This window comes from Streptomyces sp. NPDC098789, from assembly GCF_044759975.1.
Lineage (GTDB): Bacteria > Actinomycetota > Actinomycetes > Streptomycetales > Streptomycetaceae > Streptomyces.
The window spans coordinates 267,919-289,068 of the sequence record NZ_JBIWAJ010000001.1; the positions used below are offsets into that span (position 1 = coordinate 267,919).

The following is a 21,150-nucleotide window of genomic DNA, read 5'->3' on the forward strand; positions in this document are numbered from 1 at the left end:
CACCTTTGTGCGCCTACCCTGATCCGAACGATCAGCAGGAGGGAGCACATCATGGGCAACCCTGAGGGCGGCCGGGGCAAGCCGGCGGAGCAACAGCTGGGTCCCGTACTGCGACGGCGCGACCAGGTCCAGGCGGGGAGTACGACCGACCAGCGGCTGCTGGACTCCGCGGGACCCTCCGAGTGGGTGCACACCGACCCCTGGCGGGTCCTGCGCATCCAGTCGGAGTTCATCGAGGGCTTCGGCACCCTGGCGGAGCTGCCGCCGGCGATCAGCGTGTTCGGCTCGGCCCGCACCCCGGTGGACTCGCCGGACTACGAGGCGGGCGTGGCCATCGGCCGGGCCCTCGTCGACGCGGGCTTCGCGGTCATCACCGGCGGCGGCCCGGGCGCGATGGAAGCCGCGAACAAGGGCGCCCGCGAGGGCAACGGGATCTCCGTCGGGCTCGGCATCGAGCTGCCCTTCGAGCAGGGGCTCAACCAGCACGTCGACCTCGGCCTGAACTTCCGGTACTTCTTCGTCCGCAAGACGATGTTCGTCAAGTACAGCCAGGGCTTCGTGGTCCTGCCGGGCGGCCTGGGCACGCTCGACGAGCTGTTCGAGGCGCTGACGCTGGTCCAGACGCAGAAGATCACCCGCTTCCCGATCGTGCTCTTCGGCACGGCCTACTGGAGCGGGCTGGTCGACTGGCTGAAGAACACGGTGGTCGCGCAGGGCAAGGCCTCGGAGAAGGACCTCTACCTCTTCCACGTCACGGACGACGTGGACGAGGCGATCGCCCTGGTGACGAAGGAAGTCGGGAAGTAGCGACCGGCGCGCGGGGCCCGGCCACCGAGGTCGTCCGGGCCCCGCGGCGACCGGTCCTACGCGAGGCCCCGGCGGGCGACGGCGGGCGGGCGGTGGCCCTGGATCGACGCCACCATCTCCAGGACCTGCCGGGTCTCCGCGACCTCGTGGACCCGGTAGACCTGCGCGCCCAGCCAGGCCGAGACGGCCGTCGTGGCGAGGGTGCCCAGCAGCCGCTCCTTGACCGGCTTGTCCAGGGTCTCGCCCACGAAGTCCTTGTTGGACAGCGACACCAGCACCGGCCAACCGGTCGAGGCCATCTCCCCGAGGCGCCGCGTGGCCTCCAGCGAGTGGCGGGTGTTCTTGCCGAAGTCGTGGCCCGGGTCGATCATGATCGACTCGCGCGGCACGCCCAGCGCGACGGCCCGCTCCGCGAGCCCGACCGTCACGCGCAGGATGTCCGCCATCACGTCCTCGTAGGAGGTCCGGTGCGGCCGGGTCCGCGGCTCCACGCCGCCCGCGTGCGTGCAGACCAGCCCCGCGCCGTAGCGGGCCGCGACCTCCGCGAGCTTCGGGTCCACCCCGCCCCACGCGTCGTTCAGCAGGTCCGCGCCGGCCTCGCAGACGGCCTCGCCGACCTCGTGCCGCCAGGTGTCCACGCTGATCACCACGTCCGGGTGGCGGCGCCGGACCTCGGCCACGAAGCCCACCGTGCGGCGGGCCTCCTCGGCCGCGTCCACGTGCTCGCCGGGGCCCGCCTTGACCCCGCCGATGTCGATGATCGCCGCGCCCTCGGCCACGGCCCGCTCGACGCGGTCGAGCGCGGGCCGGTCCTGGAAGGTGGCGCCCTGGTCGTAGAACGAGTCCGGGGTCCGGTTCACGATCGCCATGATCACGGGCTCGTGGGTGTCGAACTCGCGCCTGCCCAGTCGCAGCATCCCGTGTTTCCTCCTTCGGCGGCCCTCGCCGCCCCGCCAGCGACCTTAACCGCCGCGCGCGCGTGGACGCGGCCGGCGCATGGCACGATCGACTCCGTGGCCGCAGTCTCTCAGGGGAGTTGCTCGTGTTCTGGTTCTTGCTGATCGCGCTGGTCGTGGTCGTCGCCGGAGTCACCCTCGCGGTGATCGGCGGCGGCAGCGAAGCGGTGCTGCCCGAGGTGGATCCGGAGATCGTCGCCGACGGCCTGCCGGAGACCCGACCGGTGGTGCGGGAGGATATCGACGCGCTGCGGCTGCCGGTGGCGCCGCGCGGGTACCGGATGGCCGAGGTGGACGACGTACTGACGCGCCTGGGCGCGGAACTGGCCGAGCGGGACGCGCGGATCGCGGAGCTGGAGGCGGCCCGGGTGGCCCCGGTGGCCGCGGCCGGGCCCGACCTGACCAAGGGCGACCGGTGACCCCGGCGCCGGGTGCCGCCGTCGCGGGGCCGGACGGGGGGCTGCGCTGCCCGTGGGCGCTGTCGACCGAGGACTACGTCGCCTACCACGACACGGAGTGGGGGCGGCCGGTCCACGGGGACGACGCGCTGTACGAGCGGCTCTGCCTGGAGGCCTTCCAGTCCGGGCTGTCCTGGCTGACGATCCTGCGGCGCCGGGAGGGGTTCCGGAAGGCCTTCGCGGACTTCGAGATCGCCAAGGTCGCGGAGTTCGGGGAGGCGGACGCGGAGCGGCTGCTGGCCGACCCGGGCATCATCCGGAACCGGGCGAAGATCGCGGCGACCCTGGCCAACGCGAAGGTCCTGGCCGGGTGGGGCGCGGGGGAGCTGGACGAGCTGATCTGGTCCCACGCCCCGGAGCGCCCCGCGGCGGCCCCCCGGAGCACCACCCAGGTCCCGGCGGTGACCCCGGAGTCCGTGGCCCTGGCGAAGGCCCTGAAGAAGGCCGGCATCCGCTTCGTCGGCCCGACCACGGCCTACGCCCTGATGCAGGCCTGCGGCCTGGTCAACGACCACCTGGCCACCTGCGTCTCCCGCAACCCCTGACGCCCCGGCGCTGCCCCGCCGGCCCCGCCGGACCCGATGGGGTTCCGGCCCGCCGAATCCAGCCTCGCCGGACCCGACGGGGGTTCCGGCCCGCCGTATCCAGCCTCGCCGGCGTTTGAGGCGCCCCCGGAGGGCCGACCACCGTAGGACGACGACGGGGCTGGCCGGGACTCTGCCTGGTCGTCGGCCTCGGGGGGTCCTGCCCTCCGGGGGCGCCTCAAACTCCCCCAGCTACCGCTGGGAGGTACCCCCGGGCGAGGCTGGAGTGGCGCGCCCGCCGGTCGGGGACGCCTCAAACGCTGGCGGGGCTGGAAGCGGGGCGTCCCCCCCCGGTCGGGCACGCCCCCGACGCCGGCGGGGCTGGAAGCGGGGCGCCCCCGACGCTGGCGGGGTCGGAATCTTGGGGGCCCGCTTCAGCGGCCCAGGTACTCCGGGGCCCGCTTCGCCAGGAACGCGGCGACGGCGATCCCGTGATCGGCGGACGCCCCGGCCCGGCTCTGGAGCTCGTCCTCCTTCTCCAGGGCCTCGGCCAGCCCGTGCGAGGCCCCGTACGCCAGGGACTCCTTCAGCGCCGCGTAGGCCACCGTCGGCCCCGAGGCCAGCGCCCGCGCCACCGCGGCGGCCTCCGCGGCCAGCGACTCTGCGGGCACGATCCGGTTCGCGATGCCGAGCTCGTACGCCTCCCGCGCCGGCACCGACCGGGGGAACAGCAGCAGGTCGGCGGCGCGCGACTGGCCGATCAGCCGCGGCAGGGTCCAGGAGACCCCGGAGTCGGCGGTCAGCGCGACCCCGGCGAAGGAGGTGTTGAAGGAGGCGGTGTCCGCCACCACCCGGAAGTCCGCGGCCAGCGCGAAGCCGAAGCCCGCCCCGGCGGCCACCCCGTTCACCCCGGCCACCACGGGCTTCGCCATGGTGGTGAGCGCCCGCACGATCGGGTTGTAGTGCTCCGAGACGGTGCTCATCGTGAGCGAGGAGCCCTTCTCGCGGTCCGCCGCCAGGAAGCCGACGTGCTCCTTGAGGTCCTGGCCGACGCAGAACGCCCGGCCGCCCGCCGCCGTCAGCAGGACGGCCCGTACCCCGGAGTCCTCCGCGGCGGCGAGGACGGAGTCCCGCAGCGCGACCTTGGCCTCGATGTTCATCGCGTTCATCGCGTCGGGCCGGTTGATCGTGATCGTCGCGAGTCCGTCGGTCACTTCGTAGAGCACGCTGTCGGACATGGTGGGGATCCCCCTTCGTCGCGGGCAGAAGTCCCAGCATGGCGGACCGTACGGGCCACCGGGTATGTGATGTAGGTCAAACAAACCGGGTGCTCCGTGGGCCGGGCGAGGGCGAAGTATCGCAGGCGGATCGCCGAAATGAGTGGTTTTGGTCAAGCGCGTTGCACAAGCGTTCCCGGCTGATGTTGGTCATCGGGTCCTGACATGCGGGATAATGGCGGGAAGCAATGTGTTCGATGCCGGGTATTAGGCGCCTGAATGGGGCCGTCGGCTGACGATCAGCTGGATTCAGGAAGGGGAACGAGCATGGCGGCCATGAAGCCGCGGACGGGCGACGGCCCGCTCGAGGTCACCAAGGAGGGGCGGGGCATTGTCATGCGCGTTCCGCTTGAAGGCGGCGGTCGGCTTGTCGTCGAGCTGACCCCGGACGAGGCCGGCGCCCTCGGTGACGCCCTGAAGAAGGTCGTCGGCTGACGCGCCCGCGTTATCTGAGATATCAGGGTTCCGTTTCCTGATCTTCACCGCTGCCCCGCCCGTGCTCGCCACGGGCGGGGCAGCGGCATGTCCGGACCCGCCCGCCCGCGACCGGTGCGTGCGCGGCCGGTGCGTCCGGGCCCGCCCGGCACCCCGGAACGGGGTCCGCTCAGCGGCGCACGGCGCACAGCAGGCCGTCGCCCACCGGCAGCAGCGCGGATTCCAGGGCGGGGCTCTCACGGACCGTGCGCAGCAGCTCGCGCACCCGCAGCACCTCCACCGGCTGGGCCGAGGAGTCGACCGTACGGCCGTCCGAGAAGACTCCCTCGAAGCACACCAGCCCACCCGGTCGCAGCAGCCGCAACGATTCAGCGAGGTAATCGAGGGACTCGGCCGGGTCGCCGTCGCAGAAGACCAGGTCGTAGCCGCCGTCGGCGAGCCGCGGCAGGACGTCCAGGGCCCGGCCGGGGATGAAGCGCGCGCGGTTGCCCGCGAAGCCCGCGGCGCGGAAGGCCTGGCGGGCGAAGGCCTGCCGGTCCGGCTCGGGGTCCACCGTCGTCAGCACCCCGTCGGGGCGCAGTCCGTGGAGCAGGTGGATGCCGGAGACGCCGGTGCCGGTACCGATCTCCGCGACCGCCTTGGCGTCCGCGGTGGCGGCCAGCAGGCGCAGCGCGGCCCCGGTGCCGGGGGAGACCGAGCGCAAGCCCGCTTCCCTCGCCCGGTCGCGGGCCCACCGCAGAGCGTCGTCCTCGGCGACAAACGCGTCGGCGAACGCCCAGCTCGTCTGCCGGTTGCCGCTAATGACCCTCTCCTGTCCCCATAGTTGGCGCAACGGTGACTGTATCCGCTGACGTCGGGAACCCGCAGATGGGACCGGGCGTTGTGAGGGGAAGAGGCGGGATAGAGGGGACGGCGCCGGGCAGATCGGCGGTCAAGGACCTCGGACCCGTGCAAAGTTACTGCAAAAATGCTTATCCAGAGCTGACGGGAGGGGTGGCTATGGTAGGGGCTCCACTGGACACCACCAGAGCCGACAGGGGAGGTGCGGCTGCGCCTGTGGATCGTGGCGGCGTCATCAGACGTCTCTTCTGGTCGGCGGGTGAGCCGAAATCCGTGATCAACACTGCTGACCGTATCCACACCGCTGCCACCGCAACCACCGCAACCTTTGCCGCCGATGCGGGCTCCCAGGCGTGGACCCCTCCCTCCTGGGAGGAGATCGTCAGCACGCACAGTGCGCGGGTCTACCGGCTGGCGTACCGCCTGACGGGCAACCAGCACGACGCCGAGGACCTCACCCAAGAGGTCTTCGTCCGCGTCTTCCGTTCGCTGTCGACGTACACGCCCGGCACCTTCGAGGGCTGGCTGCACCGGATCACCACGAACCTCTTCCTGGACATGGTGCGCCGCAAGCAGCGCATCCGCTTCGACGCGCTCGCCGACGACGCCGCCGAGCGACTGCCGAGCCGCGAGCCCAACCCGCAGCAGGTGCTCCACGACACGCACTTCGACGCGGACGTCCAGCAGGCGCTGGACACCCTCGCGCCGGAGTTCCGCGCCGCCGTGGTGCTGTGCGACATCGAAGGTCTGTCGTACGAGGAGATCGCCGCCACCCTCGGCGTGAAGCTCGGCACCGTCCGCAGCCGGATCCACCGTGGCCGCTCGCACCTGCGCAAGGCGCTCAAGCACCGTTCCCCCGAAGCCCGGGCGGAGCAGCGTGCGCTGGCGGGTGTGGCCGTGGGCGCCCCGTTCGTGGGGGGAGAGGGCGGAGTGGAGTGAGCGGAGTCAGTCCGTCCGCAGCGGAACACCACCTGGGCGACCGGCTCGCCGCCCTGGTGGACGGGGAGCTGAGCCACGACGTGCGCGAGCGCGTCCTCGCCCATCTGGCGACCTGTGCCAAGTGCAAGGCCGAGGCCGACGCCCACCGCCGGCTGAAGACCCTCTTCGTCGAGAGCGCGCCGCCGCCGCTCTCCGCCGGGCTGCTCGCCCGGCTCCAGGGCCTGCCGGGAGGTGGACCCGACGGTCCCGCCGCCCCGCCCGGTCCGCCCGCCCCGACCACCCGTGCCGGCGCCACCGATCCCTTCGCCACCTTCGGGTACGCCTTCCAGGCGCCCCGCCCGCAAGAGGGCTTCCGGATACACGAGGTGGGCCGCCCGCGCCGCCGGTTCGCCTTCGTCGCCGCGGGAGCCGTCTCGCTCGCCGCGCTCGCGCTCGGCGGCGCGCTGCCGCTGGACCAGTTCGAGCCCAACGCCCGTGGTGAGGGCGGTGCCAGTGTCACCCCGGCCACCCAGCCCGGTGCCACCGGCGGCGCCCTGTCCGTGGTCGACGCGGTCATCAGGGACCGCCCCCGGCCCCCGGGCGCGAGCGCGACCCTCGGCCCCCGGCTGACGTCGGTGCTGGACCCCCCGGCGCCGCGTGCGACGCCGTTGCCGCCCGTGGCACCCGCGGCACCCAGCCTGTCACCGCGCCCGGTGTCGCTCACCCGCTAGGGGGTGACACCCCCGCCCGCCTCTGCCGTCCCGCGGGGCGACCTGGTTGAATCCTCGCCAGGTGCGCCCGGCGGGGCGCGCGCGAGGCACGCGGGGAGCGCTCATGTCCGACACCCACCCTCCGACCGATCCGGCTCCCACGCGGCCGGCCCCTCGGTGGTGGAGCCGCCCCGACGGGACCGGCGCGCAGGAGCAGCGCGTACCGGGGCCCCGGACCGGCGGCGAGGAGCCGCAGGACACCGCGGCGGTGCCCCTCGCGGCAGCGGGGGCCGCCCCCGAGGACGGACCCGCCGCCGCGCCCGCGCCCCGCTACGACCCCTGGAGCACCGCCCCGTTCCAGCTGCCGGACGCGGGCCACGAGGGTCCGGGGATCCGGATGCGGCACCTGGTGGCCCTGGCCGTGTGCAGCGCGCTGCTCGCCGGAGGCGTCGGCGCCTGGCTCGGCGTCCTGGCCGAACGGCAGAGCAGCACCCGGTTGGAGCTGCCCCAGGCCGGGGTGGAGCCCAAGGGCCGGGCCCCCGAGAGCGTGGCCGGCATCGCCGCGACCGCCCTGCCCGGCGTGGTCACCCTGCACGTCGCGGGCGGCGCGGGCAACGGGACCGGCACCGGCTTCGTGCTGGACGGGCAGGGCCACATCCTCACCAACAACCACGTCGTCGCGGACGCCCAGCGGATAACGGTCACCTTCAGCACCGGCGAGAGCGTGGGCGCCGAGGTGGTCGGCCGGGACGGCGGCTACGACCTCGCCGTGGTCAAGGTCGACGGGGTCCGCGGCCTGCGGCCCCTGGCCCTCGGCAATTCGGAGAACGTCAAGGTCGGCGACCCGGTGGTGGCCATCGGCGCGCCCTTCGACCTGTCCAACACGGTCACCGCGGGCATCATCAGCGCCACCGGGCGGCCCATCACCGCGGGCGGGGACAAGGGGGACGGCAGCGACGTCAGCTACGTCGACGCCCTGCAGACCGACGCGCCCATCAACCCCGGCAACTCCGGCGGCCCGCTGCTCGACTCCCTGGGCCGGGTCATCGGCATCAACAGCGCGATCCGCGGCGCGGACCAGGACACGAGCGACAAGGACCCGGCGCGCCAGAGCGGCAGCATCGGTCTCGGCTTCGCCATCCCGGTCAACCAGGCGAAGCGGGTGGCCGAGGAGATCATCCGCACCGGCCGGGCGACCCACCCGGTCATCGGCGTCACGCTCGACATGAAGTACACCGGCGATGGTGCCCGGGTCGGGGACAAGGCGGCCGACGGCAAGCCGGCCGTCCCGGCGGGCAGCCCCGCCGCCCGCGCCGGGATCATGTCCGGTGACGTGATCATCAAGGTGGACGGCCAGCGCGTGCACGGCGGGGACGAGCTGATCATCAAGGTGCGGGCCCACCGGCCGGGTGATCCGCTCGGCCTCACCGTGCTGCGCGGTGGCAAGGAGCGCACGCTGGAACTCGTACTGGGTTCGGCGAACAGTGGATGACCGGCAGGGGAAACGGGGAGCGAGGTGTCGGCCCGTGGAGCCGGCCGGGTACCGTTGTCCAGGCCCGCAGGATGACAGCCGAGGAGCGGCAACGTGTTCAACGACATAGGCGCACTCGAACTGGTCACCATCGTGGTGCTGGCCATCCTCATCTTCGGTCCGGAGAAGCTCCCGAAGGTGATCCAGGACGTGTCCGGGGTGATCCGCAAGATCCGGGCGTTCTCGGACAGCGCCAAGCAGGACATCCGCTCCGAACTGGGCCCGGAATTCAAGGACTTCGAGTTCGAGGACCTGAATCCGAAGACCTTCATCCGCAAGCAGCTCAGCGAGAACGAGGACCTCAAGGAGATCCGGAGCAGCTTCGACCTGCGCAAGGAGCTCAACGACGTCACCGACGCCGTCAACAGCAAGGAAGCCGAGCCCGTCCCCGGTGAGGCCCCGGCCGCGCCGGCCGCCGGCGCCGCGCCCGCACCGGGCGGGCCCGACCTGGTGAAGCGCGTCGCGCCGCCCGCGCCGGAGCAGCGCGCCCCCTTCGACGCCGACGCCACCTGACCCGCCTGACACCTCGGCCTGCCGGGCGGCGCGGGGTCGGATGGCTATCCTCTCCATCTGTCCGGACGCCGACGCCCCAGGGAGGGGGTCCCCCCAGCGCAGCAGGGGGGAGGGTCGTTCCGGGTCCCACGGAACGAGAGGCCGCACCGATGGAGACGACGAGCAGTAGTCGGGTAGGGGCGCAGCCCGCCGAGGCGCACACCGCGCCCGCCCCGGCCGCCCCGGAAGCCGCCGCCGAGGCGGCCGCACAGGCTCCGCAGGACGAGACCGCCCCCGCACCCCCCACGCCCGTCCCCAGCGCCCGCCGGGCCGCCGAGGGCTACCTGCGGGCCTCCTTCCCCTGGTACGGGCTGGACGCGGCCTTCACCGGCCCCCGCTGGCTCATGCAGGTGGGCACGGCCGCCGACGGAACCGTCGAGCACGGCTCCACCGGCCACGGCGACGAGCCCTCGGCCCGCGGCGAGATCGCCACCGGCGAGAAGGAGCGCTTCGCGGTGGTCGTCACCGTCGCGAGCAACCCGCTGCGCCGCAGCGCCGACGGCACCGGCGTCCTGGAGGCCACCTCGGTCTCCTCCGCGGCCTGGCTGGCCGGCTCCGGGCTGCTGGCCTTCAGCTGGCCCGGCCAGATGGACCACACCCTGCGCAGCGACTGGCTCGACCAGCAGACCGAGGCCGCCTGGGAGCTGGCCGACGACCTCGGCGGCGAGGACTGGTCCACGCTCTCCCTGCCGGTCGACGGGGAGCCGACGCCCTTCCACTACCGCGAGTCGGAGTTCGGCTGGGTGCTGGCCGGCTCCACCCGCGACGGCGTCCACCTGGGCGCCTACGGCCGCGGGATGAGCGCCTACGGGCTCGGCTTCTCCGTCATCGGCGACCTGGGCACGTACGCGTAGCGACGCCTGCCCGTGGTGGGTCCTCAAACGCCGGACGGGCTGATGCGGCCCAGGTCTCGGAGTCCGCGGGTCCGACCCGCCTCGGGCGCGTCCTCAAACGCCGGACGGGCTGATTCGGTTCCGGTGTCGGAGTCGGTGGGGCCCGCATGCCCCGGGGTGTCCTCAAACGCCGGACGGGCTGATTCGGTTCCGGAGTCGGAGTCGGTGGGGCCCGCATGCCCCGGGGTGTCCTCAAACGCCGGACGGGCTGATTCGGTTCCGGAGTCGGTGGGGTCCGGCCGCCTCGGGCGTGTCGTCGAACGCCGGACGGGCTGAATCGGGTCCCCTCGTCGGAGACGATCCGCGCCGGCCCGGGGCAGATCCGGCCCGTCCGGCGTTCGAGGGCAGGCCCGGCCCCGGGTGGCCGGTGCCGGGCCCGTTCCGGCCCGTCCGGCGATTGAGGACACACCCGGGACGGGTACGCGAGAGGGGCGCCACCCAAGCGGTGGCGCCCCTCTCGCGTACCCGCGGCCCGAGGGCGCGGCCGTACTAGAACTTGTTGCGCGGGGTGATCCCCAGCGACATGCCCGACAGGCCGCGCGCGCGGCCGCCCAGCTTGCCCGCGATGGCCCGCAGCGCCGCACCGGCGGGCGAGTCGGGCGCGGCCAGCACCACCGGGCGGCCGTCGTCGCCGCCCTCGCGCAGCCGGACGTCGATCGGGATCTGGCCCAGCACCGGCACCGTGGAGCCGATGGTCCGCGTCAGGCCGTCGGCGACCGCCTGGCCACCGCCCGTGCCGAACACGTCGACCATCTCGTCGCAGTGCGGGCAGGGCAGCCCGGACATGTTCTCGACGACGCCGACGATCTTCTGGTGGGTCTGCACGGCGATCGAACCGGCCCGCTCGGCCACCTCGGCGGCGGCCTGCTGCGGGGTGGTGACCACCAGGATCTCCGCATTCGGCACCAGCTGCGCCACCGAGATCGCGATGTCACCGGTGCCCGGCGGCAGGTCGAGCAGCAGGACGTCCAGGTCGCCCCAGTACACGTCCGCCAGGAACTGCTGGAGCGCGCGGTGCAGCATCGGGCCGCGCCACACCACGGGCGCGTTGCCCGGGGTGAACATGCCGATGGAGATGACCTTCACGCCGTTCGCCGACGGCGGCATGATCATGTTCTCGACCTGGGTCGGCTTGCCCTCGACGCCCAGCATGCGCGGCACGCTGTGGCCGTAGATGTCCGCGTCCACGACGCCGACCTTCAGGCCGTCGGCCGCCATCGCCGCGGCGAGGTTGACCGTGACCGAGGACTTGCCCACGCCACCCTTGCCGGACGCGACGGCGTAGACGCGCGTCAGCGAGCCGGGCTGGGCGAAGGGCACCTCGCGCTCGGCGGTGCCGCCGCGCAGGCTGCTCGCCAGGTCCTTGCGCTGCTCGTCGCTCATCACGTCCAGCGTGACGGCGACCGAGGTGACGCCCGGGACCCGCTCGACGGCCTCGGTGACGTTCTTGGTGATGGTCTCGCGCATGGGGCAGCCCGACACCGTGAGGTAGACGGTGACGGCGACCGCTCCGCCGTCGCCGACGTCCACCGATTTGACCATGCCGAGGTCGGTGATCGGCCGGTGGATCTCGGGGTCGTTCACCGTCGCCAGCGCGTCGAGGATCGCGTCCTGATCGGGCCCGGCCTGGTCGGGCGCGGCGGCGGAGCTTGTGTCGGTAGCCATGCCCCGATGGTACGGCTCGGTAGCACGCCGTCGGTAAGCCCGTCAGCGGTCGCCTTCGTCACGTTCGGAGGGGAAGAGCCGGCGCTCGTCCATCTCCTTGATCAGGTCCTGGAACTCCGACCGGATCCAGTCGCGGGTCGCGACCTCGCCGAGGCCCATCCGCAGCGCCGCGATCTCCCGGGTGAGGTACTCCGTGTCGGCGATGGAGCGCTCGTTCTGCTTGCGGTCCTGCTCCAGGTTGACCCGGTCGCGGTCGTCCTGCCGGTTCTGCGCGAGCAGGATCAGCGGAGCGGCGTAGGACGCCTGGAGGGACAGCATCAGGGTCAGGAAGATGAAGGGGTACTCGTCGAACCGCCACGGGTCGGGCGCGAAGATGTTCCACAGCACCCAGGCGATGATGACGACCGTCATCCAGACGATGAACCGCCCCGTGCCGAGGAAGCGCGCCACCCGCTCCGACAGCCGGCCGAAGGCCTCCGGGTCGTACTCGGGGAGCAGCCGCCGGCGCGCCGGGCGCGGCAGGTCGAGGCGCACGCGCGAACGCGTCAGCGCGCTCGACCCGGTCGACTGGCCGGCCTTCATCCGCTCGGCCCGGCCCTCGCGCGCCTCGCGCTCGGCCCGGTCGTGCCGGTCCGCCCGCTCCGCGCGCACCCGGCCCGCGACCTCGTCCAGCCGGTCCGACAAACCGTGCTCCCGCCCGTGTTCACGCGCCTGCGCCCTGGCCTGCTCGCGGCGCTCCTTGATCTGCTCCCGGCGGCGCTCCCGCCCGGAATCGCGCCCCCGGTCAGTGCCCACGCCCGGCCTCCTCGGAGTGGAAGTCCGTCTCGCGCCAGTCGTCGGGCAGCAGGTGGTCCAGTACGTCGTCCACCGTCACGGCGCCGAGCAGCGAGCCGCTCTCGTCGACCACCGGCACCGCGACCATGTTGTAGGCGGCGAGGTAGCTGGTCACCACCGGCAGCGAGGCGTCCGGGCGCAGCGGCGGCAGGTCCGTGTCCACCAGCGAGCTCACCAGCGTGAACGGCGGGTCGCGCAGCAGCCGCTGGAAGTGCACGGTGCCCAGGTACTTGCCGGTCGGCGTCTCGTCCGGCGGTCGGCACACGTAGACCTGCGCGGCCAGTGCCGGGGACAGGTCCGACTGCCGTACGCGCGCCAGCGCGTCCGCGACCGTGGCGTCCGGCCGCAGCACGATCGGCTCGGTCGTCATCAGACCGCCCGCCGTGCGCTCCTCGTAGGACAGCAGGCGCCGCACGTCGGCCGCGTCGTCCGGCCGCATCAGGGTCAGCAGCCGCTCTTTGTCGACCTCGGGCAGCTCGGAGAGCAGGTCGGCCGCGTCGTCCGGGTCCATCGCCTCCAGCACGTCCGCGGCGCGCTCCTCCTTGAGCTTGCCGAGGATCTCCACCTGGTCGTCCTCGGGCAGCTCCTCCAGCACGTCCGCGAGCCGGTCGTCGTCGAGGGCGTTGGCCACCTCGGCGCGCCGCTTCGGCGTCAGGTGGTGCAGGACGTTCGCGAGGTCGGCGGGACGCATCGTCTCGAAGGTGGCGACCAGGTTCTCGGCGCCCTGCCCGTCCTCCTCCAGGGAGAAGCCGGTCACCCCCGACCAGTCCACGGTCAGCGTCTCGCCGCGGCGGCGCAGCGCGCCCGCCTTGCCCTTGCGGACGAAGATCCGGTTGATCTCCCAGTCGCGCCGGGCCGGGAGCTGCTGGATGGCCACGTCCAGGACGGTGACCTCCTCGTCGTCCGCGACGAGCCGCACCCGGCGGTCCAGCAGCTCGCCCAGGACGAGGCGCTCGGTGGGGCGCTGCTCGAAGCGCCGCATGTTGACCACGCCGGTCGTGATGACCTGTCCCGACTCCACGCCGGTCACCCGGGTCATGGGTACGAAGATGCGGCGCCGGCTCACCACCTCGACGACCAGGCCCAGCAGCCGGGGCGGCCGTCCGCCCACGCGCAGCATCGCCACCAGGTCGCGGACCCGGCCCACCTGGTCGCCGTTGGGGTCGAAGACGGGTACGCCCGACAGATGCGAGACAAAGATCCGCGGGGCGCCTGCCACCATCCGAGCGCCTCCTGAAGCGTCGATCAAGATTCCTGCCGCCCTCAGGCTAGCCCGTGCCGCCGCGAACCGCCCTGGTGGGGCGCCGCGCCCGGGCCCGGGTCGCGCACGACGTGCGGGTACGCTGCCTGCTGCTCGCTGACGACCGACGAGAGGCACCTGCCCGTGACCGCCACCTTCCCTGCCGCACGGCTGCGCCGGACCACCGCCATCGGGGTCCTCTGCGCGGGTCTGGCCATCGCCGCCACGGGCTGCGGGGAGGACCCCGACAAGGGCACCAACGGGGTCGGCAAGCTGTCCGCGGACAAGATCGAGTCCAAGGCGCGCGCGGCCGCCTCGGAGGCCAAGGCGGTGCACCTGTCGGGCACCCTGGTCAGCGGCGGCAAGTCCTTCACGCTGGACATGAAGCTGAAGTCGGACGGCGGCTCGGGCGAGGTCAGGTCCAAGGACAACACCTTCCGGCTGCTGCGGGTGGGGGAGCAGCTCTACCTGAAGGCCGACGCGGCGTTCTGGGGGCAGTCGGAGGCGGCCGGCAAGCTCGGCGACAAGTTCGTGAAGGTCCCCGCGGCCGACCCCTCCTACAAGCAGTTCCGCGGCTTCACCGACATGCAGGTCCTGCTGGACGGGCTGCTCGGCATCGGCGGGAAGATCGCCAAGGGCGCCGAGTACACGAAGGTCGGCCCCACCAGGGCGGTCCTGCTCACCTCGGACGGCGGGAAGGGCGGCAAGCTCGCCGTCTCCCTGGAGGGCACCCCGTACCCGCTGCGGATGGAACGCGCGGGCGGCGCCGGTCGGGTCGAGCTGACCGAGTGGGGCCAGCAGTTCCCGCTGGCCGCCCCGGCCCAGGACCAGACCGTGGACTACGGGTCCCAGCTGCCCACGACCAAGGGCACCGGCACCGGCAAGAGCCCGGGCCCCGGCGCGAGCAAGAGCGGCGCCGGGGACGACGACGCGAGCGGTGCGACCGGCGGATCCGGCGGCCAGGGCGCGGACCCGGGCAGCGGCGGCTGAGGAGTCTCCCGCTACCCGCGGGCCTTCTTGCGCTTCAGGAGCAGCTTCGGGAGGGCCGCCGGGGCGGGCAGCCGGGTGGTGGCCGGGGACGGCAGCGGCCGCGCGGCCAGCGATGCGGCGGGCAGCTCGGTCGTCGCCGCCACCGGCTCCAACCGCAGCAGCCGGCACTCGCGCGCCCAACGCTCGGTCATCCGCTCCGAGTCGGGCGCGTTCAGCCGCTTGCCCTTCAGCTCGGCCACCGCCGCCAGCCAGGGCTCGCCGTGCGGGGCCAGCTCGGTGACCGCGGCGGTCCAGGCGACCAGCCGACCGCCCTTGTCCTTGCTGCGCACGGTCACCTCGGCCGTCGCGCCGTCGGCGAGACCGGGGAAGGGCTGCTCGCCGGGCCCGTCGCCCAGGACGTGGGCCGCCCCGTCCACCCACGCGTGCCACAGGGCCCGGTCGGGCCCGCTGCCCCGGACCCAGATGAGGCCGGACTTCTTGGTGGCCTCCTCGACGAGGGCCAGGTCGAGCGTGCTGAGAGTCATGCGCACAGGGTAGCCAGCCGCGCGTGCGGCCCCTACAGCCAGCCGTGGCGGCGCAGGGACCGGTGGATGGCGAAGCAACTGGCGGCGATGGCGGCCATCACCATCGGGTAGCCGTAGCGCCAGTGCAGCTCCGGCATGTGCTCGAAGTTCATGCCGTAGACCCCGCAGATCATCGTCGGCACCGCGATGATCGCCGCCCACGAGGTGATCTTGCGCATGTCCTCGTTCTGCGCGACCGTGGCCTGCGCCAGATTGGCCTGGAGGATCGAGTTCAGCAGTTCGTCGAAGCCGATGACCTGCTCGTGCACCCGGGCCAAGTGGTCGGCGACGTCGCGGAAGTACTTCTGGATGTCCGGGTCCACCAGCCGCATCGGCCGCTCGCTGAGCAGCTCCATCGGCCGCAGCAGCGGGGACACCGCCCGCTTGAACTCCAGCACCTCGCGCTTGAGCTGGTAGATCCGGCCCGCGTCCGCACCGCGCGGACTGCCCTTGGCGGGGGCCGCGAAGACCGCGCTCTCCACCTCGTCGATGTCGTCCTGGACCGCCGAGGCCACCGCGATGTACCCGTCGACCACGTGGTCCGCGATCGAGTGCAGGACGGCAGAGGGCCCCTTGGCCAACAGCTCGGGGTCGTCCTGGAGCCGGTGGCGCAGGCCCTTGAGGGAGCCCTGGCCGCCGTGCCGCACGGTGATGACGAAGTCCGGGCCGGTGAAGCACATCACCTCGCCGGTCTCCACGACCTCGCTGGTTGCGGTGAGTTGGGCGTGCTCGACGTAGTGGATGGTCTTGAAGACGGTGAAGAGGGTGTCGTCGTAGCGCTCCAGCTTCGGCCGCTGGTGGGCGTGCACCGCGTCCTCCACGGCCAGCGGGTGCAGTCCGAAGGCGGCCGCGATCCCGGCGAACTCGGCCTCGGTCGGCTCGTGCAGGCCGATCCAGGCGAAGCCGCCGTCCTCGCGCACCCGGCGCATCGCCTCGCGCGGCGTCAGGCAGCCGGCACCCCGGTCGCGGCGGCCCGCGCGGTAGACGGCGCAGTCGACGACCGCGCTGCTCGCGGAGTGGTCGCGGGTGGTGTCGTAGCCGGACTGGGCCGGGGTGGACCTGCGCAGCGCGGGACGTACGGCCGCGCGGAGGTAGGGCAGCATCGACATGGCAGGCTCCTTCGCGCGGCTGCGGGCCACGCGGGTCGGAGACCTTCCGCCGCTGCGGGCAGACGGAAGGAAGCAGGACGGGAGGAAAGGTTCTGCCGTCGCTCTTCAGCTCAAAGGGAGCGTGATGCGCCCGTGGAAGAGCGGTTGGTACTGCACGATCGACTTCGACCCATTGCAGCCCCACCTCCTCCGGCCGGTCCCCCGTAGGGGAAGTCCTGTCGCCGGAGCATGCATCCACGCTTCTGCGTGTGGCCCCGGCCAGCGGTCCACAGTAACAGCCGACGGATGGTCAAGAGCCTGCCTTTACCCCAGCGATAGGAGTTCTATGCTCGCCCCATGGCAGAACTTCTGGCACTTGTCGAAGCCCGGCTGCGCACCGCGCTGGGTGAGCCCGACGCCCGCGCCGCCGTCACCTTCCTCGGCACCGACCGCATCGAGGTCCTCCGCTTCCTCGACGGCGACGTGGTGCGCTACGCGACCCTCGGGATGTCGGCGCAGCCGATGGGCGATCCCACCGTGGTGGTGTCCGATCCGGTCCGCGGGCCGCGCGCCGAGCTGGTCCTGACGGTGCGGGCGGGCGTGGTCCCGACCGACCCGGTGCTGCGGCCGCTCGCGGTCCTCGGGGCCTCCCCGCAGGTCGAGGGGCTCGTGGTGTCGCCCGGGGCCTCGCTGGACGTGGGTGAACCGCTGTGGCCCGGGGCGCCGTTCAGCTCCGTCCTGGTCGCCGAGCCGGGCGGGCTGGTGGAGGACCTGGAGCTGGACGCGCCGATGGACCCGGTGCGGTTCCTGCCGCTGCTGCCGATGACCGGGAACGAGGCCGCCTGGAAGCGGGTGCACGGCGCGGCGGCCCTGCAGGAACGCTGGCTCGCGCGCGGCACGGACCTGCGCGACCCCCGGCGCACCTCCGTGTCCCTGGACTGACGGCCGGGCGCCGACACGGCCGGGCGCCGACACGGCCGGGGCCGACCGGGCGGGGCCGACCGGCGCCCCGGACGGGCGGCTCCGGGCGACTGACGGGCGCCACCGGGGGTAGGTATCGACTCCGGACGGGTGATCGTCCCTTGACGCGGCGGCGGACGGGGAGGAGCGTGGCTCTGTATGAGGGGCGAACCGAGTTGCCCGAAGTGTGGTGGCCGGGTCAGGGCGCCCGGTCTTTTCGCTGACTCCTGGCAGTGCTCCGTGCACGGCACCGTCCACCCCCTGCAGCCCGTCATCCCGCCCAGCGTCGAGGGTCTCGGCGTCGTGGTGCACCGCGCGCAGGTGCCGGTGTGGATGCCGTGGCCGCTGCCGGTCGGCTGGCTGTTCACCGGGGTCGTGTCCGCCGGGGACGACCGCAGCGGCGGGCGGGCCACCGCGGTGGCGTGCTCCGGGCCCGGTCCGCTGGGCGGCATCGGCGAGCTGCTGCTGGTCGCCGAGGAGCTGGGCGTGGGCCTGGGCGCGCGGTACGCGGGCATCGACGGCCCCGACCCGGGCCCCTTCATGGACGTATCGGCCCCGCCGCACGCCAAGGTGGTGGCCGCCGGGCGGCCGACCCCGATGTGGCACGTCACGGGGACCCCGGAGGACCGCGCCGTCTTCGCGGGCGAGGCGCGCGGGCTGTGGCTGTGGGCCGTCGTGTGGCCCGAGCAGTCCGGGCTGCTGATGTACGACGAGCTGGTGCTGACCGATCTGCGGGACGCGGGCGCCGAGGTGGAGCTCCTGCCCTGCGGGGCGCTGAGCCCGCGGATCCTGGGCGGAGCCACGTGAGACGGGCCGGCTGAGCGGGTCCCGGTCGCGGCCCCCGCCCGCCGGTCCCCTTCGCCCGTACGCCCGTCAAGCCTTGGCCAGAGCAGGACCTTCTGCCCGGTTATCCTGAGGTGTCCCCGTCCGTCCGATCCCTGGAGCCGTGCCGTGCGCATCGACCTGCACGCCCACTCCACGGCTTCCGACGGTACGGACACCCCCGCAGAGCTGGTCCGCAACGCGGCCGCCGCCGGGCTGGACGTCGTCGCCCTGACCGACCACGACACCGTCGGCGGTTACGCCGAGGCGATCGCGGCGGCGCCGCGCGGACTCACCCTGGTCACCGGCGCCGAGCTGTCCTGCCGCCTCGACGGCATCGGGCTGCACATGCTGGCGTACCTCTTCGATCCGGCCGAGCCCGAGCTGTTCCGCGAGCGCGAGCTGGTCCGCGACGACCGGGTGCCGCGCGCGCGGGCGATGGTGGGCACGCTCCAGGAGCTCGGCGTCCCCATCACCTGGGAACAGGTGGCACGGATCGCCGGCGACGGTTCGGTCGGCCGCCCGCACATCGCCACGGCGATGGTGGAGGCGGGCGTCGTGGCCAGCGTCTCGGACGCCTTCACCCCGCAGTGGCTGGCCGACGGCGGCCGTGCCTACGCCCGCAAGCACGAGCTGGACCCCTTCGAGGCGATCCGGCTGGTCAAGGCGGCCGGCGGCGTCACCGTCTTCGCGCACCCGCTCGCCCTCAAACGGGGGCAGTGCGTGCCGGAGGCCGCGATAGCCGAGCTCGCGGCCGCGGGTCTGGACGGCGTCGAGGTGGACCACATGGACCACGATCCCGCCACGCGCGCGCGGCTGCGCGGCCTCGCGGGCGAGCTGGGCCTGCTGACGACGGGCTCCAGCGACTACCACGGCAGTCGCAAGACCTGCCGGCTCGGGGAGTTCACGACCGACCCCGAGATCTACGGCGAGATCACCCGCCGCGCGACCGGCGCCTTCCCGGTGCCCGGCGCGGGCGGACGCGACCGCACCGGCGCGTAAGCGCCCCCGTACGCCCGCCGCGCGCGCCATCCCCTTCAGGGCCCACGCGTCCCACGGGTTCTCCCCGGCTTCCGGGTCCCCTCCCGGAGCGGGTCCCGCACGCGCGCTCGCGTACGTCCCCACACCCTTCACCCACACCCCTCATCTCCTGCAAGGCGCAAGGCATCACTGTGTTCGATCTCGCCGTCTTCGGCTCCCTCTTCCTCACCCTCTTCGTCATCATGGATCCCCCCGGGATCACCCCGATCTTCCTCGCGCTGACCTCCGGCCGCCCGGCCAAGGTGCAGCGCCGGATGGCCTGGCAGGCGGTGTGCGTCGCCTTCGGCGTGATCGCCGTCTTCGGCATCTGCGGCCAGCAGATCCTCGACTACCTGCACGTCTCGGTGCCCGCGCTGATGATCGCGGGCGGTCTGCTGCTCCTGCTGATCGCGCTCGACCTGCTCACCGGCAAGACGGACGAGCCGAAGCAGACCAAGGACGTGAACGTCGCGCTGGTGCCGCTGGGCATGCCGCTGCTGGCCGGTCCCGGTGCGATCGTCTCGGTGATCCTCGCGGTGCAGAAGGCCGACGGCTTCACCGGACAGATCTCGGTCTGGTGCGCGATCATCGCGATGCACGTGGTGCTGTGGCTCACGATGCGCTACTCGCTGGTGATCATCCGGGTCATCAAGGACGGCGGCGTGGTGCTGGTGACCCGGCTGGCGGGCATGATGCTCTCCGCGATCGCGGTCCAGCAGATCATCAACGGCGTGCTCCAGGTCGTCCACAACGCCTGAGCGCCCCGAACGGGCCGCGGCGCCCGCCGCCGGTCATGCGAACGCCCCCGCACCGGGTCGGTGCGGGGGCGTCGTGCAATGGGTGCGGCGTGGGTTCGCCGTCAGGAGGACGCGGACTCGAACGGTCGGATGAGGATGCGCTGGCCGATAGACGCGGCCTGCTGCACGATCCGGTTGACGGAGGCCGCGTCCACGACGGTGCTGTCCACGGCGGTTCCGTCGACATCGTCCAGGCGCAGAATCTCGAAGCGCATCGGCTTCTCCCTTCGTCGGTGTTCTCCTTGCATGTGTTCCAACGAAGTGTAGGAGGCAAACATTCCCTACGCTAAGGAAATTTTTTCACTTGCTAAGGATTGACCCGTCGAAGTCTGCCCAGAAGGCCGTCAGGGCCCGGGCCGTCGCCGCCGGATCCTCCGCGTTGGGGGAGTGCTCGGTGCCCTCGATGACGGCCCGCCGGGCCCCGAGGCGGGCGGCCATCGCGTCCAGCCACGGCACCGGCCACGCCTGGTCCACGGCCCCCGACAGCACCAGCTTCGGCAGCTCCACCGCGGCCAGCTCGGCCACCCGGTCGGGCTCGGAGATCAGGATCCGCCCGGTCGCGATCAGCTGTTCCGGTACGGTCGCCAGCCAGCGCCCCCGCAGGAACTCCGCCAGCTCCTCGCCGTCCGGCGCCGCGTCCACGGGATCCTGGGCGCGCATGGCCGCCCACACGGCGGGCATGTCCTCCCGCAGCATCTCCAGCGCCGCCACGAGCAGCTTCGTACGGTCCTGCTGGCCGGCGTCGATGGCGGCGGGGCCGCTGCTCATCAAGGTGAGCGAGGCGAAGGGGGCCGGGTCGCGCAGGACGGCGGCGCGGGCGACCAGACCGCCCAGCGAGTGGCCGACCAGGTGCACCGGGCGGTCGCCGGCGTCCAGCGCGGCCGCCTGGGCCAGCAGGTCCCGCCCCAGCTCGGCCAGGGTGTAGGCGTCCTCGTCGCGCGGCCCGGCGCTCTCGTACTGCCCGCGCCCGTCCACCGCGACGACCCGGTACCCGGCCGTCGCCAGGGGCTCCAACAGGCCGATGAAGTCCTCCTTGCTCCCGGTGTACCCGGGGACCAGCAAGGCGGTGCCGCGCAGCGGCTCACCGGCCTCGTGTACGGCGAACGCGCCCCGGTCGGTGCTCAGGGACCGGGCGCGGGCGTGGGGCGGCAGGGTGAGGCGCGGCGGCTTGCTCATGGCCAGAGGTTACCGGCCCGTAGGCAGCGCCGCCCGGGCACTGCGCCGGGATGCGCGGACGGCCCCGCTCCCCCCTCGGAAGGGGGGAGCGGGG

At 73.1% G+C, this 21,150-nt stretch carries 24 protein-coding genes; 14 read left to right on the forward strand and 10 right to left on the reverse strand.

Features of this window, described 5'->3' with window-relative positions; all coding sequences use genetic code 11:
* Positions 1–51: 51 nt before the first annotated feature.
* The gene (locus ACIQWR_RS01445) at positions 52–807 is read left to right on the forward strand and encodes a TIGR00730 family Rossman fold protein (protein WP_404004099.1); all 756 of its coding nucleotides are present in this window, start codon (positions 52–54) and stop codon (positions 805–807) included.
* Positions 808–863: 56 nt separating this feature from the next.
* On the opposite strand, the gene folP is transcribed toward ACIQWR_RS01445, so the two are convergent.
* Positions 864–1,724 carry a dihydropteroate synthase gene (folP, locus tag ACIQWR_RS01450; RefSeq protein ID WP_404004100.1) on the reverse strand — a complete coding sequence of 287 codons (861 nt, stop codon included), beginning with the start codon at positions 1,722–1,724 and terminating at the stop codon, positions 864–866.
* 119 nt (positions 1,725–1,843) lie between these two features.
* Here folP and ACIQWR_RS01455 point away from each other — a divergent pair, with 119 nt between their 5' ends.
* Positions 1,844–2,182: a DivIVA domain-containing protein gene (locus tag ACIQWR_RS01455; protein WP_404004102.1), complete on the forward strand. Its 339-nt coding sequence runs from the start codon at positions 1,844–1,846 to the stop codon at positions 2,180–2,182.
* Positions 2,179–2,766 carry a DNA-3-methyladenine glycosylase I gene (locus ACIQWR_RS01460; RefSeq protein ID WP_399259943.1) on the forward strand — a complete coding sequence of 196 codons (588 nt, stop codon included), beginning with the start codon at positions 2,179–2,181 and terminating at the stop codon, positions 2,764–2,766. Before ACIQWR_RS01455 ends, ACIQWR_RS01460 begins: the two co-directional genes overlap by 4 nt.
* 413 nt (positions 2,767–3,179) lie before the next feature.
* Here ACIQWR_RS01460 and ACIQWR_RS01465 read toward each other — a convergent pair whose 3' ends face one another.
* Positions 3,180–3,983 (reverse strand): enoyl-CoA hydratase/isomerase family protein, encoded by an 804-nt coding sequence (locus tag ACIQWR_RS01465; RefSeq protein ID WP_404004104.1) that lies wholly within the window; start codon positions 3,981–3,983, stop codon positions 3,180–3,182.
* A 306-nt stretch (positions 3,984–4,289) separates the two neighbouring features.
* Between ACIQWR_RS01465 and ACIQWR_RS01470 the strand changes: the two genes are divergently transcribed.
* A complete protein-coding gene (locus ACIQWR_RS01470) occupies positions 4,290–4,457 on the forward strand; it encodes a DUF3117 domain-containing protein (protein WP_069086806.1) in 168 nt (55 codons plus the stop codon).
* A 169-nt stretch (positions 4,458–4,626) separates the two neighbouring features.
* Here ACIQWR_RS01470 and ACIQWR_RS01475 read toward each other — a convergent pair whose 3' ends face one another.
* Positions 4,627–5,289, reverse strand: coding sequence for a class I SAM-dependent methyltransferase (locus ACIQWR_RS01475; protein WP_354379600.1), 663 nt, complete (start codon positions 5,287–5,289; stop codon positions 4,627–4,629).
* 167 nt (positions 5,290–5,456) lie between these two features.
* Here ACIQWR_RS01475 and sigE point away from each other — a divergent pair, with 167 nt between their 5' ends.
* The 5 genes from sigE to ACIQWR_RS01500 all read left to right on the forward strand — a co-directional run bounded on the left by sigE (position 5,457) and on the right by ACIQWR_RS01500 (position 9,862).
* Positions 5,457–6,236 (forward strand): RNA polymerase sigma factor SigE, encoded by a 780-nt coding sequence (gene sigE / locus ACIQWR_RS01480; protein WP_354379599.1) that lies wholly within the window; start codon positions 5,457–5,459, stop codon positions 6,234–6,236.
* The gene (locus ACIQWR_RS01485; RefSeq protein WP_404004106.1) at positions 6,233–6,946 is read left to right on the forward strand and encodes an anti-sigma factor family protein; all 714 of its coding nucleotides are present in this window, start codon (positions 6,233–6,235) and stop codon (positions 6,944–6,946) included. Before sigE ends, ACIQWR_RS01485 begins: the two co-directional genes overlap by 4 nt.
* Positions 6,947–7,049: 103 nt before the next feature.
* Positions 7,050–8,417, forward strand: coding sequence for a S1C family serine protease (locus tag ACIQWR_RS01490; RefSeq protein ID WP_404004108.1), 1,368 nt, complete (start codon positions 7,050–7,052; stop codon positions 8,415–8,417).
* A gap of 93 nt (positions 8,418–8,510) precedes the next feature.
* Positions 8,511–8,969: a sec-independent translocase gene (locus ACIQWR_RS01495; protein WP_404004111.1), complete on the forward strand. Its 459-nt coding sequence runs from the start codon at positions 8,511–8,513 to the stop codon at positions 8,967–8,969.
* A 149-nt stretch (positions 8,970–9,118) separates the two neighbouring features.
* Positions 9,119–9,862 (forward strand): hypothetical protein, encoded by a 744-nt coding sequence (locus tag ACIQWR_RS01500; RefSeq protein WP_404004114.1) that lies wholly within the window; start codon positions 9,119–9,121, stop codon positions 9,860–9,862.
* Between the two features lie 528 nt (positions 9,863–10,390).
* Here ACIQWR_RS01500 and ACIQWR_RS01505 read toward each other — a convergent pair.
* The 3 genes from ACIQWR_RS01505 to ACIQWR_RS01515 form a co-directional block, all read right to left on the reverse strand.
* On the reverse strand, positions 10,391–11,566 hold the full coding sequence (locus ACIQWR_RS01505) for an Mrp/NBP35 family ATP-binding protein (protein ID WP_404004116.1): 1,176 nt from the start codon (positions 11,564–11,566) through the stop codon (positions 10,391–10,393).
* Positions 11,567–11,608: 42 nt separating this feature from the next.
* Entirely contained in the window at positions 11,609–12,148 is a 540-nt protein-coding gene (locus ACIQWR_RS01510; protein WP_385787782.1) for a DUF1003 domain-containing protein, read from the reverse strand.
* A 202-nt stretch (positions 12,149–12,350) separates the two neighbouring features.
* Positions 12,351–13,622: a magnesium transporter MgtE N-terminal domain-containing protein gene (locus ACIQWR_RS01515; RefSeq protein WP_404004119.1), complete on the reverse strand. Its 1,272-nt coding sequence runs from the start codon at positions 13,620–13,622 to the stop codon at positions 12,351–12,353.
* Positions 13,623–13,784: 162 nt separating this feature from the next.
* On the opposite strand from ACIQWR_RS01515, the gene ACIQWR_RS01520 reads away from it, so the two are divergent.
* Positions 13,785–14,630, forward strand: a complete 846-nt coding sequence (locus ACIQWR_RS01520; RefSeq protein ID WP_404004122.1) for a hypothetical protein — start codon at positions 13,785–13,787, stop codon at positions 14,628–14,630.
* Between the two features lie 11 nt (positions 14,631–14,641).
* Here ACIQWR_RS01520 and ACIQWR_RS01525 read toward each other — a convergent pair whose 3' ends face one another.
* Both ACIQWR_RS01525 and ACIQWR_RS01530 read right to left on the reverse strand, forming a co-directional pair.
* Entirely contained in the window at positions 14,642–15,154 is a 513-nt protein-coding gene (locus ACIQWR_RS01525; protein ID WP_404004124.1) for a hypothetical protein, read from the reverse strand.
* Between the two features lie 32 nt (positions 15,155–15,186).
* Entirely contained in the window at positions 15,187–16,302 is a 1,116-nt protein-coding gene (locus ACIQWR_RS01530; protein ID WP_404004127.1) for a magnesium and cobalt transport protein CorA, read from the reverse strand.
* Between the two features lie 336 nt (positions 16,303–16,638).
* Between ACIQWR_RS01530 and ACIQWR_RS01535 the strand changes: the two genes are divergently transcribed.
* The 4 genes from ACIQWR_RS01535 (at position 16,639) to ACIQWR_RS01550 (ending at position 19,841) form a co-directional block, all read left to right on the forward strand.
* On the forward strand, positions 16,639–17,223 hold the full coding sequence (locus ACIQWR_RS01535) for a suppressor of fused domain protein (protein WP_404004130.1): 585 nt from the start codon (positions 16,639–16,641) through the stop codon (positions 17,221–17,223).
* A 177-nt stretch (positions 17,224–17,400) separates the two neighbouring features.
* Positions 17,401–18,048, forward strand: coding sequence for a DUF6758 family protein (locus tag ACIQWR_RS01540; RefSeq protein ID WP_404004132.1), 648 nt, complete (start codon positions 17,401–17,403; stop codon positions 18,046–18,048).
* 144 nt (positions 18,049–18,192) lie between these two features.
* Positions 18,193–19,065: a PHP domain-containing protein gene (locus ACIQWR_RS01545; protein WP_404004134.1), complete on the forward strand. Its 873-nt coding sequence runs from the start codon at positions 18,193–18,195 to the stop codon at positions 19,063–19,065.
* 170 nt (positions 19,066–19,235) lie between these two features.
* A complete protein-coding gene (locus ACIQWR_RS01550; protein WP_404004137.1) occupies positions 19,236–19,841 on the forward strand; it encodes a MarC family protein in 606 nt (201 codons plus the stop codon).
* A gap of 101 nt (positions 19,842–19,942) precedes the next feature.
* On the opposite strand, the gene ACIQWR_RS01555 is transcribed toward ACIQWR_RS01550, so the two are convergent.
* Both ACIQWR_RS01555 and ACIQWR_RS01560 read right to left on the reverse strand, forming a co-directional pair.
* Positions 19,943–20,095 (reverse strand): hypothetical protein, encoded by a 153-nt coding sequence (locus tag ACIQWR_RS01555; RefSeq protein WP_330332467.1) that lies wholly within the window; start codon positions 20,093–20,095, stop codon positions 19,943–19,945.
* An 85-nt stretch (positions 20,096–20,180) separates the two neighbouring features.
* The gene (locus tag ACIQWR_RS01560; RefSeq protein WP_404004140.1) at positions 20,181–21,056 is read right to left on the reverse strand and encodes an alpha/beta fold hydrolase; all 876 of its coding nucleotides are present in this window, start codon (positions 21,054–21,056) and stop codon (positions 20,181–20,183) included.
* Positions 21,057–21,150: the final 94 nt, after the last annotated feature.